The sequence below is a fragment of the Desulfitobacterium sp. PCE1 genome (assembly GCF_000384015.1).
In the GTDB taxonomy this organism is placed as follows: Bacteria; Bacillota; Desulfitobacteriia; order Desulfitobacteriales; family Desulfitobacteriaceae; genus Desulfitobacterium; species Desulfitobacterium dehalogenans.
The window spans coordinates 2,278,047-2,293,668 of record NZ_KB913023.1 but is presented as its reverse complement, the minus strand read 5'-3'; the positions used below and the strand labels follow the sequence as shown (position 1 = coordinate 2,293,668).

The following is a 15,622-nucleotide window of genomic DNA, read 5'->3' as shown; positions in this document are numbered from 1 at the left end:
CAAGGAGGAGCTGGATTTGAATATTTTAGAAGAGTATCAAAGCAAACTGACTTCACCGGAAAAAGCTGTGAGTGTGGTTAAATCAGGGGATTGGGTGGATTATGGCTCCTTTACCGGTCAGCCCGTTATCTTGGATAAAGCTTTGGCAGCTCGCAAAGATGAGCTTGAGGATGTAAAGATTCGGGCTGTCACGGCAGTGAGGATGCCCGAGGTGGTCAAGGTTGATCCGGAGGCTAGGCATTTCGTTTATAATAACTGGCATTTCAGTGGTTTAGACCGTAAACTGCACGATCAGGGAGTTTGCTGGTACAGCCCGATCCTCTATAATGAACTGCCCAGCTATTATCGACGTTTTCTTGATGTGGACGTAGCCATGATCCCGGTAGCTCCCATGGACGAGAAAGGCTTTTTTAACTTCGGGCCTCAAGTTTCTCATACCAAAGCAATGTTGGAAAAAGCAAAAATCATTATTCTTGAGGTGAATCCGAAAATACCCCGTTGCCTGGGCGGTCTGGAAGAGGCCATTCATATTTCTGCAGTGGATCATATCGTGGAAACAGAATGGGAGTTGCCTCAGATTCAACCCGTTCCTCCTACCGAGTTGGATAACAGAATAGCCGGATTTATTATGCCTGAGCTCGTAGATGGAAGCTGCATTCAGCTGGGTATTGGCGGTATGCCTAATGCTATGGGTAAGATTATTGCTCAATCCGACCTCAAAGATTTGGGTGTCCATACGGAGATGATGACAGAGGCCTTTGTGGAAATGGTGGAAGCCGGACGTGTTACCGGTGCCAGAAAACAGATTGACAGATATAAACTAACCTATACTTTTTCTATGGGAACTCAGAAAACTTATGATTTTCTTCATAACAACCCCAGTTGCGCGATTTACCCTGTAGACTATGTGAACAATCCTTGGATCATAGCCAAGAATGATCATGTTATCGCGATCAATAATTGCGTCGAAGTCGATTTATTCGGCCAAGTATGTTCAGAATCCTCTGGCACTCGTCAAATCAGCGGAACAGGCGGACAAGTGGACTTTACTTTAGGCGCCTATCATTCCCAAGGCGGTAAATCTTTTATCTGCTTAGAGTCCACCTACAAAGCTAAGAATGGCGAGATAAGATCGCGGATTAACCCCATATTAACTCCCGGTGCTATCGTCACAACCCATCGCGCCATGGTTAATTATGTGGTGACTGAGCACGGCATCGTCAATTTGAAAGGTAAGTCCACCTGGGAACGTGCCGAAGCTCTGATTTCCATCGCTCACCCCAATTTCCGCGATGACCTGATTAAAGATGCAGAAAAAATGGGTATCTGGAGAAGGACTGCTAAGCTTGCTTAATACTGTCAGAAAGTATGAACTTGCGTTACATACTTTCTAAGCATAAGTGCAACCAACGACTTCGCCTTATTTGCGAGCATGCATTTAAGGCTCGGCGAAGCCGGGTTTTCTTTATAAAATTTAGGTGTCATTACCTTGAGGAGGAACGTCATGAGAGAAGTAGTGATCGTCAGTGCTGTTCGTACACCCCTTGGATCCTTTGGGGGAACTTTAGAGAACTTTACAGGAGCCGAACTGGGAGCTATCGTGATCAAGGAAGCGATCAAACGGGCCGGAATCCTGCCTGCACAAGTAGAAGAAGTCATTATGGGGAATGTACTCAGTGCTGCGGCAGGTCAAAACCCTGCCAGACAAGCAGCAATTAAAGCAGGAATTCCTCAAGAAGTGCCCGCCTGGACCCTGAATAAGGTCTGCGGTTCCGGACTTAAATCGGTAATCTGTGGGGCGCAGGCGATCCTGGCCGGTGATGCGGATATTATTGTTGCCGGCGGCATGGAGTGCATGTCATCATCAGCCTATGCCCTCCTTAAAGCAAGAAAAGGATATCGAATGGGCAATGACAGCCTGGTGGATACCATGATCACGGATGGTCTAACCGATGCTTTCCATAATATTCACATGGGATTGACCGCCGAGAATATCGCTGAGCAATTCCAGATTTCCCGGGAGGATCAGGATGCTTTGGCACTGCGCAGTCAAAACCGTGCTGAGGCCGCTATCCAATCCGGATTATTCGATGAAGAGATTGTTCCTGTGGAAATCCCTCAAAAAAGAGGGGAGCCTTTGGTGTTCAGTCAGGATGAGTTCCCCCGTTTCGGCACTACTGCCGATACTTTAACCAAGCTGAGGCCTGCCTTTAAGAAAGAGGGTACGGTAACTGCGGGCAACGCTTCAGGGATCAATGACGGAGCTGCTGCAGTGGTCGTCATGTCCAAAGAGAAGGCTGAGGAATTGGGATTAGCGGTCCTGGCCAAAATCACTTCTTGGGCTTCTGCTGGGGTGGATCCTCTGATCATGGGGACCGGACCGATCCCTGCGACACGAAAAGCCTTGGCAAAAGCCGGATTGACCATTGCCGATATTGACATGGTGGAGGCCAATGAAGCCTTTGCCGCCCAGGCCGCTATCGTTACCCAGGAGCTGGGATTGGATGTGGAAAAGACCAATGTCAATGGCGGCTCCATCGCCTTAGGGCACCCCATCGGTGCTTCCGGCACCCGCGTCTTGGTCACCCTTCTTCATGAATTGAAACGGCGGGATGGACATCGAGGGCTTGCGACTTTATGCATCGGTGGAGGTCAGGGAGTCAGCCTGATTGTAGAGAGATAGGGGGAGAAGTATGACGTATTCGAATATCCTGGTTGAATATCATGAGCAGATTGCCACTGTAACGATTAACCGCCCCAAAGCCTTAAACGCTCTTAATACGGTTACCTTGCAGGAACTCAGTCAGGTCGTTCATGATTTGGCCAATAATTCCTCCATACGGGTCGTGATTCTTACGGGAAGCGGCGAAAAAGCCTTTGTAGCCGGTGCCGATATTGCCGAAATGAACACGAAAACCCCGATGGAAGCAAGGTCTTTCAGCCAATTAGGACAGAGGTTGATGAATCTGATCGAGAGTCTGCCCCAACCGGTCATTGCCGCCATTAATGGTTTTGCTTTGGGTGGAGGTTTGGAACTGGCGATGGCCTGTGATATTCGACTGGCCGGTGAGAATGCCCGATTCGGGCAGCCGGAAGTGAACCTGGGTATACCGGCGGGCTTTGGCGGCACACAACGGCTCCCGCGTTTAGTAGGGAGCGGACGAGCCAGTGAAATTCTCCTTACAGCCGATCTGTTTGATGCTCAGGAGGCTTTTCGCATGGGCCTGGTTAACCGGGTTTATCCCAAAGAAGACCTTCAGGAACAAGCTATGGCTATGGCCAAGAGGATTGCCGCCAAAGCGCCAATCGCCGTACAATTAACCAAAAGCGCAATTTATAAAGGGGCAAATATGGATCTCATCAGTGGGCAGGATTATGAAGCAGAGGTATTTGCTCTGACCTTCCATACCGAAGACCGTAAACATGGTTTCAGGGCTTTTCTCGAGAAAACGCAAACTGAATTTCTGGGGAAGTAGGGGAATATAATCATAGAACCTCTTAGTTTTAGAGAGGAAATGCTACAATTCTATAGAATATTAACCCAGGATATGGCCTGGGTTATTTTCTTTCGGGAGGGATGATTGGATGTTTCCAAAATCAGAATGTGAGCGTCGAGTTAAAGGGTTTCAAGATATTCTTGTACAACAAGGAGTAGATGGGGCGCTCTTGGTTCAACGGGCAGACACCCTGTATTTTACAGGGACAGCCCAAAACGTTCATCTGTATATACCCCAAAAAGGGAACCCCCTGGTGTTGGTCTATCGAAATATAGAAAGAGCTCGGGCTGAGTCTTCTTGGGAAGTCTTCCCGCTGGCGGGTATTTCCAAGTTGCCTGAATCGATCTCTGAGCATGGCCATCCCTTCCCCAAGGTCATGGGGCTGGAATATGATGTTTTGCCTGTTGCGAATTATCTTAGATATAAAAAGGTGTTTGACAAGACGGATCTGGTAGACGTTTCCTACCCATTGCGGCTTTTACGCGCTGCAAAATCTGAATGGGAGATTGCACAGATTGAAGAAAATGGGCGAATCTATACACAATTATTGGAATATGCTTCAACAGTGCTTCGTCCCGGCATGAGTGAAATTGAGTTTGAAGGACTTCTGGAGGCAAAAGCGAGAACGCTGGGACATGAAACCATGCTTCGTACCCGAGCTTTTGGCTTTGAATTTCATTTTGGCGGGGTGGTAGCTGGACCACAAGGGGCAATTCCCGGCTATTTTGATGGGCCGGTTGTCGGCTTAGGAGCATCCTTTGCTCATCCTCTAGGTCCCTCTCATACTCCAATTCAGGCTGGGGATATGATCATGATGGATTTAGTCATTGCCCAAAAAGGGTATCAGATGGATGCCACGAGAATGCTGGTGATGGGGGAGCCTTCGGAAAAAATGGAGGAAGCCTATAGGATCAGCTGTGAAATCCAGGAGAGGACTCGCCTGGCCCTTATCCCAGGACGAAAGGCCGGGGATGTCTATGCTGAAATCTTGAACTGGGTTGAAAAGGAGACTCCTTATGCAGATCATTTTATGGGGTTTCAGAATAATCGAGTGCGTTTCATAGGTCATGGGGTAGGACTGGAGTTGGATGAACTCCCGACCATCAGCAAAGGAGCTCAGGAGATATTAGTTCCGGGAATGACGATAGCTGTCGAACCTAAATTCATCTTTCCTGGGGAAGGAGCCATTGGTGTAGAGGATACTCTCGTCATTGAGGGAGAAAAAGGTGCTCGTTTTCTTACCCAGGCTCCCAAAACAATCATTAAAATTTAGTCAAATCATTGTGGTATTTTTTATCCTTCTCAGTCCTTCTTATGGAATGCTGCCAACTTGCCAAAGTACTCGCTCAGGACTATACTCTAGTTACATATATTACGGGAAGGGTGATTGTTCCTGTTTTCTAAGCTTAAAATTTGGTTTGGTCCGAGAATTCTCAAGACCGGACTGGGTGTAACCATTGCTTTATTAATCTGCCAGATATTTTCAGTGGAGCCGGCGAGCTTTGCAGCAATTACTGTGGTCATCAATATGCAGCCTTCAGTGAGCAAAGCCCTCTCTAACGCCTGGGAACAGATCACTATTAATATTTTGGCTGTGGTTTTAGCTATTGCCGTTGGACTGACAGTAGGAACCAACCCCTATATCATCGGCTTGGTTGTTATTCTAATGATCGCTGTTTCCAATCGTATGGGGTGGAGAGGTGTGAATTTAGGGATTGTTTCCATAATTTTCATCCTGGATGCTCCTCCCGACCAATTTTTAGAACATGCTATTTCACGAGCTTTATGTATTTTTATTGGTTTGGCGGTAGCTCTTACCATCAATCGGGTTCTTGCTCCTCCGCGCTACAAAAAGTATTTCAAAGAAAAATTATATGCTCTTGTTTATGATTCATCGGAGTTCTTTCTGAATAGCCTTAAACACTATGTGGATTCAACATCACTTAATAGCTATGAAAAGGTTAAGCCGACCTTGTTGGAAAAGCGGCTGGAAGAAGTGACGGAGCTTTACGAGCATGCCCGGGAGGAATTTAGCTCTAAAGATAAAATGCAGCTTATGGAACGACTCCTGGAGCTTTGCCGGGGATTTATCGAACGTGGAGAAAATATAGAAGAAATGACCCGCCAAAGAGTTAAACGGCGCCAGGCGCCTGATTCACCTCCTCAAATGGGTCAAGAAATAAGTCATGAGTTTCAAAGCCTTTTGGACTATATCCTTGTTGGAAAAGGGATCTTAGGAGCACTTCGGGATAGTTTGTACCTCAGCTTTACCTATGTCCCCGCCACACCATTGAGAACTCTTGATCAAGATTTTTGGAATGAGTTTGACCAAAGGATGGATCAATGGCAAAAGCATTTCAGCGGTGTGTACTTCCTGCGGGCCACTATGGAGGTGGCTGTGGTGGCCACGGAAATGCGCTGGGCATCCAAGCGGATGAGAAGCAGTTACGAGCTAAGCACTAAGAAGAAGAATTTACAGCCTTTAGAACAAACCACACCCGAGTTGGAATTGACTGTGACGACAAAAGCAAAGTGACACAGTAAGGGCAGATGCCTTCATGGCATCTGCCCTTGCTGTGTCATAATCTTGCTTCGATTCATAATCATTGCTTGTCCTGTTGAAGTAATTTACTGCAGAAAGGCTCTAAAGGCGCTGTCCTAGTTCATACATAATAAACAGGTTCCATACTAAAAGTATGGGGATCCCAAATACAAAAGTATTGTGTTTGGTTTTATGTCGAAAAATCTGCATTCCCAAGAAAACTCCCAGCGCGCCTCCTAAAAAGGCTAAGGTAAAGAACCATTTTTCAGGAATTCGCCGGCGCTTCTTACGGGCAAGATATTTATCCCGTCCCATGAGAAAAAAACAGAACCCATTTATTATTAAGTAAAAAATCCCCATTGGCCAAAGGTTAAGTAAACTAGCCAAGAAACTACTCCTTTTTGTCGAAGGCTGCGAAAGATGTTTTTAGGACGGAACAACCGGATGTAAAGTAGGCAAGGCGTAATGTGTCAGCGATTTCCTGATCAGAGATTCCTAACCGACGGGCTTGGCTCGCTAGGCTGGCAACTCCTTCTGAAGCTCCTAGGACAGTATCAAGAGCAAGAGCTATTAATGTCCTTGTTCTCTCATCAAGGCTGTTCTCTTGAAAGGAGAGGGAAGCTATTTTCTCAATTTCTTGAGCGAAGGTAGAGTCATATCCTTCCAGAGCTCTTAAGAAAGGGGGTAAAGCCATAAAAAAACCTCCAATTCATTTTATTTACTTCTACAGTATAACTAAACAGAGAAGAAAGCAAAAGAAATGACTCATATTATTTTTTCAATCTTCGGGTATTCTAAAGATGATGAGATAATTAAAATGTAAAGGAGGAGTTATATGTCCAAGCCCAAGGAAAAGAAAAATACCGTTGAGGTTATACGTAAGAAGAATCTAAACCCAGGAGATAAAATTCCCCTCTTTGATGCCCATGACAATGATAAGATCGGTCAAGGTCATTCCAAAGAACGAATTTAAGAGGATTATATTTCTTGACAAAATTCTCACTAAAGAGTAAACTTAAACCCGAGCTGACATTGAGACGCACTTTTAAGTGCACGCGAACAATGGAAAAACACCTGCTTATGGACGGCAGGTGTTTTTATATGCAATCAATTAATTCTGTAGGACTTATCGAAAATATGCTATTATGTTTTCGAAGTTTGAATTATTTCGAATGGGGTGCCCTATGCGCTTATTTATCGATTTGATGTGGTTTTTTAAGAAGGAAAAATTGAGCTATATTACCGGAATTATTCTCCTTATCGTACTTGCGCTGATCAATCTATGTCCTCCTTATATTGTCGGCAAGGTTGTTGATGGGGTAACCAACCAGACCTTAACTATGGAAACCCTTTGGCCATGGCTCTTGATACTCCTGTGCTTAGGTATTTTGTCCTACATTCTTCGCTACAGCTGGCGTATCCTGATTTTTGGAGCGGCGGCTCGTCTAAGCCGATTGTTGCGCCAGCAGCTATTTAAGCATTTTACCCGTATGTCACCCAGCTTTTATCAAAAGTATCGGACCGGGGATTTAATGGCTCATGCCACCAACGATATACAAGCGATTGAAGTGACCGCGGGGATGGGAGTATTGACCTTGGTGGATTCTTTAGTTACTGGCGGGTTTGTTGTCTTTTCCATGGCCGTTTTCCTGAGTTGGAAATTGACACTCATTACCTTGTTGCCTATGCCAATTATGGCCTGGGTCTCCAGTTATTACGGAACATTGCTTCATGACCGTTTCTTCAAAGCTCAAGAGGCTTTCGGCGATCTTAACGATAAGGTTCAGGAAAATATTTCTGGAGTACGCGTCGTGAAGGCCTTTGGTCAAGAAGAGGCGGAAATTGAGTCCTTCCGTAAGCTGTCCGATGATGTAGTCAAGAAGAATCAGGCGGTAGCTATGGTTGATTCCCTCTATGATCCCTCGATTATGTTGATTGTAGGAATATCCTTTTTCCTGGCAATTTCCTTTGGAGCCTATGAAGTGGTAAATTTGCGGCTTACTCTCGGCCAACTTACTCAATTCACCCTCTACCTGGGACAGTTTATCTGGCCAATGCTTGCCTTTGGCTGGTTGTTCAATATTATGGAACGAGGAAGAGCCTCCTATGATCGTGTTAAGGCATTGCTTGATGTCGAGTCCGAAGTTCAGGATCAGGTTCCCCTACATGGAGTCACTGGAGGAAGCATGGCTGAGCCCAAAAAAATGACTAAGGGAGATATTTTCTATGCTCTCGATCAATTTACATATCCAAATCAGAAAAAACCTGTGTTAAAAAACATCCATTTCACTCTTAAGGAAGGACAGACACTTGGTGTAGTTGGCAAAACTGGAAGCGGCAAAACCACCCTTTTCCGCGCCCTCCTACGTGAATTCGCGGGAATGGAAGGACAGATTCGTATTGGCGGTATCTCTATTCAGGAGATGCCTCTAGATAGCTTACGAGGAATTTTTGGCTATGTCCCCCAGGAGCACTTTCTTTTCTCCACAACTCTTGCTGAAAATATTGCTTTGGGCAAACCCAATGCCCACCCTTCAGAAATTGAAAAAGCGGCTAAAATGGCCTGTATCCATGAAGATATCCAACGATTTGATGAGCACTATGCGACCCTTGTGGGGGATCGGGGAGTAACTTTATCTGGAGGACAAAAACAGCGGATTTCTATTGCCCGGGCCCTGCTTCTTAATCCAGAGGTATTGATTCTCGATGACTCTTTATCGGCTGTGGATGCTAAGACAGAAAAGCAAATCCTTCTGGAGCTGAAGAGCAATCGCAGTCAAAAAACCACATTGATCTCTGCCCATCGCCTTAGTGCTATTGAGCATGCCGATTTGATTTTAGTACTTCAGAATGGGGAAGTATTAGAGAGAGGTACCCATACAGAATTAATGGAGAATAAAGGCTGGTATGCTGAAACCTATCAGGCTCAACAATTGGAAAGTCTGATACAAGAGGGAGGTGGGCTTTCGTGAGTACACTTATTTCCGAAGATTTGGAGCACAAAGCCGGTCTCGCCGGGCAGGGGAAGACTATCCTCAGGCTCCTTAACTATTTGAAACCTCATATTAAAGCCCTGGTTTTTGCCTTTATATTGCTCGTTTTGGGTACCGCGGCCGATGTAGCCGGGCCCGTATTGATTAAAGTCTTTTTAGATGATTACCTAACCCCTCGCCTTCTTGATCCAATACCTTTAATTCTCCTTGGGGGAGGATATCTTCTGTTGGTTATCTTAGCTTCCTTCCTTCAATATCATCAATTGATCCGTTTTAATAAAATCGCCTTACTCATTATTCAACAAATCAGGGTGGATATTTTCAGTAAGGTTCAATATTTGGCCATGAGTGTCTTTGATCGGACTCCGGCAGGAGCCTTAGTCTCAAGGGTCACCAATGACACTGAGGCAATTAAAGATCTTTATATCGGTGTACTATCAACCTATGTACAGAATATAGTCTTTCTTTTGGGTATATTTATCGCTATGTTTAGCTTGGATGTTCGATTGGCTGCTTTCTGCTTGCTTCTTCTCCCTATAATCATTGGTTTAATGCAAATCTACCGCAAGATTAGCTCTAAGATATACAGGATTTCACGGGCAGAACTTAGCCGGCTTAATGCTATGCTCAATGAGTCCATCCAAGGTATGAATATTATTCAAATGATGAGGCAGGAAAAAATCTTTCAAAAGAAATTTGCTGGGATCAACGAGAAATATTATGGTGCGGCCATTGCCAATATTAAATTGGAAAGCACCCTTATGCGTCCGGCAGTGGATCTACTGTATACCTTTGCCTTGATTTTGGTCTTAGGTTTCTTTGGTCTGGAATCCATAATTGGTCCGGTGGAAGTGGGAGTGCTCTATGCTTTTATCAATTATCTGGATCGTTTCATTGACCCGGTGAATATGATCTTAATGCGACTTTCTCAGCTTCAGCAAGCTATTATCGCCGCGGAAAGGGTCTTTGAAGTGCTGGATGATGAACGAACCACTACCGCCTTTGGATTGAATTCTTTTCAGGAAGCAGATGACAGTCCTACTCATACTATAGAAAAAGGTGAGATTGAGTTTCGAGATGTCAGTTTTTCCTATGACGGTGTCACCGAAGTATTAAAAAATATCTCCTTCACTGTTCGCCCTGGGGAGACTGTAGCCCTAGTGGGTCATACTGGGAGCGGAAAAAGCACGATTTCCAATCTCTTAATGAAATTTTACCCTGTTGATGAAGGAAAAATCCTGATTGATGGTATACCCTTAAAAGACTTTTCACAAGAGGAACTGCGCACCCGGATTGGCCTTGTCGCCCAGGACCCTTTTCTATTTGTAGGAGATATTGCCGATAATATTCATCTCAATCGACCCCAACTCAAGGAACGGGAGGTCAAGGCTGCGGCAGAATTTGTGGAGGCTGATAAATTCATCAACAGGCTGGAAAAGGGGTATCAGGAACCTGTCAATGAAAGGGGATCGACACTCTCCAGTGGTCAACGGCAACTCATATGTTTTGCCCGGACCATTGCCGGAGAACCTAAAATACTTATCCTCGATGAAGCTACGGCTAGTGTCGATACAGAGACGGAGGATGCTATTCAAATAGCCTTAAACAAAATGCGCCAAGGGCGCAGTACGATCGCTATTGCTCATCGCCTTTCTACCATACAGGATGCCGACCTTATTCTTGTCTTACATCAGGGACAAATTGTAGAGCGAGGCAATCATAACGGACTCCTCGCTCAAAAAGGCTTGTATTACAAAATGTTTCTGCTCCAACAAGGGCCAATTAGAGGTCATTAGTCTTCAAGCTGCCGTTGCGCATGTCGCGTTAGGATGACTGCTCCCAATAGGGTAAGCAGTACAATGATTTCAAACACTTGTTTGCTCTTACCCATATTCATGATCAGTCGATACATACCCGGAAGGTCTTCTTTGATTGCTTCTAGTTTTTCAGGGAAGGTTGCATAGGGTTTCGTTATTTCCTGATAACTTTGGCAGAGCAGCTCGTTCTTTCTTTGAATAATCCGATCAGTTTTCGGTGTACGGGTAAAGGGCTGAGCAGAGCGGGGGTGGCCAAAGGTAAAGGATACCGTATTTCCGTGTACCTTGACATCCTTTTCAGAATACCCCGTTTTTTTCATACCCTCCAAAAAGGCATCCCGCATCTCTGCAGATTCCAGGGTAATTTTAATGTCCATAGTGAGTTCAGAGGGCTCCGAAAACTCACCCAAAACAAAGCCCGTAAGCCACCAATGCCGGCCTTCCCGAGTAAAGAGAACCCGATTCCCTTTTTTGAGGGTGAAGGCCATATGAAGGCAATCCTCATTGCCTGCCGACTGATAGTAGATTCCTGTAAAGATTTTGGGAAACTTCACACCGACTCCATTGGTGTAGACCCCGATTTCTCCCCCGGTGACCATATCGTATTGACCTTTCCAGATACCTACCATCCACTTTTTATTCTTATAAACAAAGTAGATAGGGTCACTGTCAATGATCATCCCCATGGGGGCAGCCGCTTCGTCATAAAGCCGACAATAGCCAATACTTCTTTGCCAAGGGTCCATGGTGGAGATGAAGATATCTTGGCTTGCATCATATGCATACCCGGCGATTGCAATAGCCTTATCTAATTCAACGTCCCCTGTCCCTTGCGATATAAGGTTTAAATCCGACATGCAAATCCCCCTCCAGTACATATTATTGAGTTCATGCATAGAATGGTGCATAAATTAGTCAATTAATGGCATTGGAGGGGGAGAAATTGAAGAAAGATGCTCATTTTTATGCGGTTTTGGCTTTGAGTAGAGCCTGTGGATTTAAGAAGAAAAGCGCAAATCGTATTGCCTATGCTTCCCAATTTGTCGATGATGCTAAAATTAACTTGATTTTTCTCCAAAATATTGCCCAAAACGAAGTGCTGGATTCAGTGGACAATACACCGGCTTTCTTCAATATCGCGACCTGTCATTCGTATTTTCGTATGGACACCTTTAATTATGAGTCCATGGTGAATAATACGACCGCCTTTCACTTTGTACCGGGCTGCAGTGGGAAGCGATTTACCAAAAAACTTCGCTGCAAAGAAGAGTCACCTATTATCCTTGACATACTCGCTGAAGCATTCCAGGAAGATAATCTGATTAAATTTGGTATGGTTTTACACTCCTTTGCAGATACTTTTTCTCATCAAGGGTTTAGTGGAATGTTAAGTAAAGTCAATGCCATTGATAATTGTCAAGTTAAGACTTTGATTTCTTTACAGCATAGAGAACATTTTACAGATTTCCTCAGGGATTTGGGTGGGGAGAAAATCGAAAAATATTTTGATAGGGTAATGCCTGCCTATGGTCATGCTCAAGCTATGGATTTTCCTGATCTCCCCTATTTGGTCTGGTCCTATGAGTACGACCATAGCGATGATTTTCGAGGATCTCACAAACGAGTGGAAGTGGATAACCGGGAAAGATATCAGCGAGCATTTCACAAGATTAAACAGCATCTTGATCATTATTTAACTTTGTATCCACACCATCGGGATCAAAGTATAAAGTTCGATAATTTTGACCTTCTTTGGCAGGCCCTTATATTTAAAGGACATGATCAAGCCCGGATAAAGAATTGGCAGAAACTCATGCTTAAACATGGTTTATTTGAAAAAAATGATAAAGCTCTATGGACTTATGAGGATGACACATGGTTGCGGCAGGCTTTTGTTAATTATAACCCCAAAAAATTTAATAACAGACGAGTAAAGGGTGCTGTATGTGTCGATAATTTTGAAAACACCCATTGGTATCATTTTATACTCGCTGTTAAATGGTATAAGAAAAAATTCCAACATTATTGCAATGAACACCAGTTATTTTTTCCAGCGTAATATTTCAGCCATTTTATAAGGTACCCCAGAAAAATTCTCGGGTACTTTTTTTGATTTAATGGTTTTGAGATACATATTCCACCATAGATCGATTGAGGGGAATGAATTCAGCACTGATTTCAGGAGCTTCCAACCACTGACTTGAGGGGGAGTCGGGGTTAAAATAATCCATGAATGCTTTAAAGTTCTCACCGGAATAAGCTTCGCGAAATCCCTGCAGATTAAAATGAGCCACGAAATTACAGTTAAGGTTAAGGTGGTAGTATAAATCTTTATTGATAAGTTCAGAATTTTGTTTATCCATGACTTTCTTAAAATTATTAAAGACTTTTTGTTGTAGTTCTTCCGACATTCTGTACATTGTATTCCTCCCGGTTAAAATCTCTCTTAAGTTAAAGTCTAGTCCTGTTGATTAATTTAACCCTTTTACAATAAAGTATGAGGGCAAAGGAAAATGCCCGCCTGATTTGCATCAAGGGGCATTTCTATGGTTAGAAGCATTCTGGGTAAGGAGTCGAAAGAAAATCATGGGTGTAAGTAGTTGTGATCGGGATTTTTGGGAATAACAATCCAAGCGATAAGATAGGCGAAAAATCCCATGCCCGCACCAAAAATTGCAATAACAACAGCCAGCCGTATAAGAGTTGGATCCACATCAAAATACTCGCCCAAGCCACCACAAACTCCAGCCAACATTTTTTCTCTTCCTGAACGGTAAAGACGTTTATTCATATTAATACCCCCTCCCATAGTACATAATGTTACTTCTTCATTCTAAAGTACGCCGGAGAAAGAAAAAAGTTTCAGTGTGAAGCTTTTAATTAAAGTTTTTTGGTTAATAGATACATAGTTTTTATTTATTAGTAAACACTAGGGTTAAGATTTTAGGGAGGTGTCTTAATGCAAGTCCAACTTAGCCAAAAAGAACAAATGTTTCTTGAAGACTTAAAGAGTCACGAAGAGTTATGTATCCAAAAATATAGTAAATATGCAAATGAAGCCGAATGCTCAAATCTTAAGCAGATCTTCCAAACCCTTGCTTCTCATGAACAGCAACATTATGATACCATCAATCAGATGATTGCCGGTCAAGCTCCGTCCATGAGTCAAGGTCAGGGACAACAAAGCCAAGGGATGCAACAGCAGGGACAAGGGATGCAACAACAGGGACAGGGTATGCAGGGAATGTCCGGAACCCAGTCTCAAGGGAGCAAGAATTACAGCCAAAACGATTTTAATATGGTCAACGATATGCTCTCTACTGAAAAGTATATCTCTGGAACCTATGATACAGCAATTTTTGAATTTCAGGATAAAAATCTTAGGCAAGCTCTCAATCATATTCAAAAAGAAGAGCAGGAACATGGCGAAGAACTCTTTAATTATATGAAATCTCACGGTATGTACAATGTTCAGTAAGTAATACAATGGACAATTAGATAATGATATAAAGGGGCTGTTGCTGCAGCCCCTTTGTTAATGTCTGGGAATGCTTATCATAGGAGAAGGCTTTGCAACGGCCTTTTTGCTTTTTAATATTCTCAATTGAGAAGGTCTTTGTTATAATGATAACCATGTGAGAGGTTTGTAGAATGAGGAGATGAAATCGTTGGAATTACTAGAGCTCTTTTTAGCATTTTTCCGTGCTAGCAATTTAGCATTTGGTGGTGGTCCAGCCATCATTCCATTAATTCAAGCAGAAGTGATCAATCATGGTTGGATGTCTATAGAGCAATTCTCTGAAGGCTTGGCTATTGTAACCTCATTACCGGGTCCCATTGCTACTCTTTTGTCCGGTTATGTTGGTTACCATGTGGCGGGATGGCCGGGGGTATTGGCCGCTTTGCTGGGAACTTTAGCTCTTACCTCTATTTTAGTTATTGCTTTGACGGGTTTTTTGATGAAGCATAGCAATTCTCCTATACTTAAAGGTGCTTTAACCGGGGTTCGGCCTTTGGTGACTGTCCTGGTTGCTAAAACAGCATTGGATATGGGCTTAAGTGCTTTTCCAAGTATTTGGAGTTGGGTCATAGCTGGGGGAGCCATTATCTGCCTTTACAAGCTCAAGCTTCACCCAGGAATTGTGATTGTTCTGTCGATGATCTTTGGAATCATTGTCTTTCAGTAAGAGTGTTGCTCGGAGGTGATAAACTATGTTAAAGAAGTTATGGGAAGTGTTTATTGGCTGTGCTCGTGCAACCAATTTGGGTTTTGGCGGAGGTCCTGCCATGATTCCCTTAATTCAACGGGAGGCAGTTACTCGATATAAATGGCTAACGGATGAGGAATTTGCGGATGCTTTAGCTATTGGGAACTCATTACCGGGTCCCATTGCCACTAAGTTGGCAAGCTACATGGGGTATAGGGTGGCAGGTTGGCCTGGTGCTTTTGCAGGTCTCTTGGGTACTCTCCTTTCAACGTTTGCTGTGGTGATTTTAGGGGATCTGCTAATACGGTACTCTCATACACCGGCACTGAGTGCTGCTCTCATCGCCGTAAGACCTGTAGTGGTGGTTCTAATTGCTCAGTCTGCTTATGATTTGGGTAAAAATGCCTTCCCTAAAAAATATCGAAGTACCTGGGCCATTGCTGTAATAGCCCTCGCCATAATATTCATGACGAACATTCATCCTGGTATCCTAGTGATAAGTGCTATGGTCTTTGGGTATTTTGCCTACGGAAGAAAGAAGGATTGATTTTGAAAAAGTGACTTC

17 protein-coding genes are annotated in these 15,622 nt (G+C 43.9%); 12 read left to right on the top strand and 5 right to left on the bottom strand.

Translation table 11 applies throughout. The annotated features are described in order from the left end of the window. The first annotated feature begins 16 nt into the window (after positions 1 to 16). From DESPCE1_RS0111340 to DESPCE1_RS0111315, 5 genes are all read left to right on the top strand, one after another. Positions 17 to 1,354 (top strand): acetyl-CoA hydrolase/transferase family protein, encoded by a 1,338-nt coding sequence (locus DESPCE1_RS0111340; RefSeq protein ID WP_019850527.1) that lies wholly within the window; start codon positions 17 to 19, stop codon positions 1,352 to 1,354. A 150-nt stretch (positions 1,355 to 1,504) separates the two neighbouring features. Then, complete coding sequence (locus DESPCE1_RS0111330) at positions 1,505 to 2,683, top strand: acetyl-CoA C-acetyltransferase (protein WP_014794138.1); 1,179 nt, start codon at positions 1,505 to 1,507, stop codon at positions 2,681 to 2,683. 10 nt (positions 2,684 to 2,693) lie between these two features. Beyond that, on the top strand, positions 2,694 to 3,476 hold the full coding sequence (locus DESPCE1_RS0111325) for an enoyl-CoA hydratase-related protein (protein ID WP_019850525.1): 783 nt from the start codon (positions 2,694 to 2,696) through the stop codon (positions 3,474 to 3,476). A 109-nt stretch (positions 3,477 to 3,585) separates the two neighbouring features. Beyond that, positions 3,586 to 4,770, top strand: a complete 1,185-nt coding sequence (locus tag DESPCE1_RS0111320; RefSeq protein WP_019850524.1) for a Xaa-Pro peptidase family protein — start codon at positions 3,586 to 3,588, stop codon at positions 4,768 to 4,770. A gap of 114 nt (positions 4,771 to 4,884) precedes the next feature. Further along, on the top strand, positions 4,885 to 6,033 hold the full coding sequence (locus DESPCE1_RS0111315) for an aromatic acid exporter family protein (protein ID WP_019850523.1): 1,149 nt from the start codon (positions 4,885 to 4,887) through the stop codon (positions 6,031 to 6,033). A gap of 108 nt (positions 6,034 to 6,141) precedes the next feature. Here the strand turns inward: DESPCE1_RS0111315 and DESPCE1_RS0111310 are convergent, their stop codons facing one another. Continuing rightward, positions 6,142 to 6,399, bottom strand: a complete 258-nt coding sequence (locus DESPCE1_RS0111310; RefSeq protein WP_033422444.1) for a DUF1294 domain-containing protein — start codon at positions 6,397 to 6,399, stop codon at positions 6,142 to 6,144. Positions 6,400 to 6,430: 31 nt separating this feature from the next. Continuing rightward, entirely contained in the window at positions 6,431 to 6,733 is a 303-nt protein-coding gene (locus DESPCE1_RS0111305) for a carboxymuconolactone decarboxylase family protein (RefSeq protein ID WP_019850521.1), read from the bottom strand. A gap of 141 nt (positions 6,734 to 6,874) precedes the next feature. On the opposite strand from DESPCE1_RS0111305, the gene DESPCE1_RS23285 reads away from it, so the two are divergent. From DESPCE1_RS23285 to DESPCE1_RS0111290, 3 genes are all read left to right on the top strand, one after another. Further along, positions 6,875 to 7,012, top strand: a complete 138-nt coding sequence (locus DESPCE1_RS23285) for a hypothetical protein (protein WP_019850520.1) — start codon at positions 6,875 to 6,877, stop codon at positions 7,010 to 7,012. A gap of 211 nt (positions 7,013 to 7,223) precedes the next feature. Next, positions 7,224 to 9,011, top strand: coding sequence for an ABC transporter transmembrane domain-containing protein (locus DESPCE1_RS0111295; RefSeq protein ID WP_019850519.1), 1,788 nt, complete (start codon positions 7,224 to 7,226; stop codon positions 9,009 to 9,011). Beyond that, on the top strand, positions 9,008 to 10,828 hold the full coding sequence (locus DESPCE1_RS0111290) for an ABC transporter ATP-binding protein (protein WP_014794130.1): 1,821 nt from the start codon (positions 9,008 to 9,010) through the stop codon (positions 10,826 to 10,828). Before DESPCE1_RS0111295 ends, DESPCE1_RS0111290 begins: the two co-directional genes overlap by 4 nt. Here DESPCE1_RS0111290 and DESPCE1_RS0111285 read toward each other — a convergent pair. Next, positions 10,825 to 11,706: a DUF4474 domain-containing protein gene (locus DESPCE1_RS0111285; protein WP_019850518.1), complete on the bottom strand. Its 882-nt coding sequence runs from the start codon at positions 11,704 to 11,706 to the stop codon at positions 10,825 to 10,827. The genes DESPCE1_RS0111290 and DESPCE1_RS0111285 overlap by 4 nt on opposite strands. Positions 11,707 to 11,792: 86 nt before the next feature. Here DESPCE1_RS0111285 and DESPCE1_RS0111280 point away from each other — a divergent pair, with 86 nt between their 5' ends. After that, positions 11,793 to 12,908 (top strand): DUF6765 family protein, encoded by a 1,116-nt coding sequence (locus DESPCE1_RS0111280; RefSeq protein WP_014794128.1) that lies wholly within the window; start codon positions 11,793 to 11,795, stop codon positions 12,906 to 12,908. A 55-nt stretch (positions 12,909 to 12,963) separates the two neighbouring features. Here DESPCE1_RS0111280 and DESPCE1_RS0111275 read toward each other — a convergent pair whose 3' ends face one another. Continuing rightward, the gene (locus DESPCE1_RS0111275; RefSeq protein ID WP_014794127.1) at positions 12,964 to 13,269 is read right to left on the bottom strand and encodes a hypothetical protein; all 306 of its coding nucleotides are present in this window, start codon (positions 13,267 to 13,269) and stop codon (positions 12,964 to 12,966) included. 164 nt (positions 13,270 to 13,433) lie between these two features. Next, positions 13,434 to 13,640 (bottom strand): PspC domain-containing protein, encoded by a 207-nt coding sequence (locus DESPCE1_RS0111270; protein ID WP_014794126.1) that lies wholly within the window; start codon positions 13,638 to 13,640, stop codon positions 13,434 to 13,436. A gap of 168 nt (positions 13,641 to 13,808) precedes the next feature. Between DESPCE1_RS0111270 and DESPCE1_RS0111265 the strand changes: the two genes are divergently transcribed. The 3 genes from DESPCE1_RS0111265 (at position 13,809) to DESPCE1_RS0111255 (ending at position 15,604) form a co-directional block, all read left to right on the top strand. Then, entirely contained in the window at positions 13,809 to 14,327 is a 519-nt protein-coding gene (locus DESPCE1_RS0111265) for a spore coat protein (protein ID WP_014794125.1), read from the top strand. 181 nt (positions 14,328 to 14,508) lie between these two features. Beyond that, a complete protein-coding gene (locus tag DESPCE1_RS0111260) occupies positions 14,509 to 15,036 on the top strand; it encodes a chromate transporter (RefSeq protein ID WP_028305541.1) in 528 nt (175 codons plus the stop codon). Between the two features lie 25 nt (positions 15,037 to 15,061). Next, positions 15,062 to 15,604, top strand: a complete 543-nt coding sequence (locus DESPCE1_RS0111255; protein ID WP_014794123.1) for a chromate transporter — start codon at positions 15,062 to 15,064, stop codon at positions 15,602 to 15,604. The last annotated feature ends 18 nt before the right edge of the window (positions 15,605 to 15,622 follow it).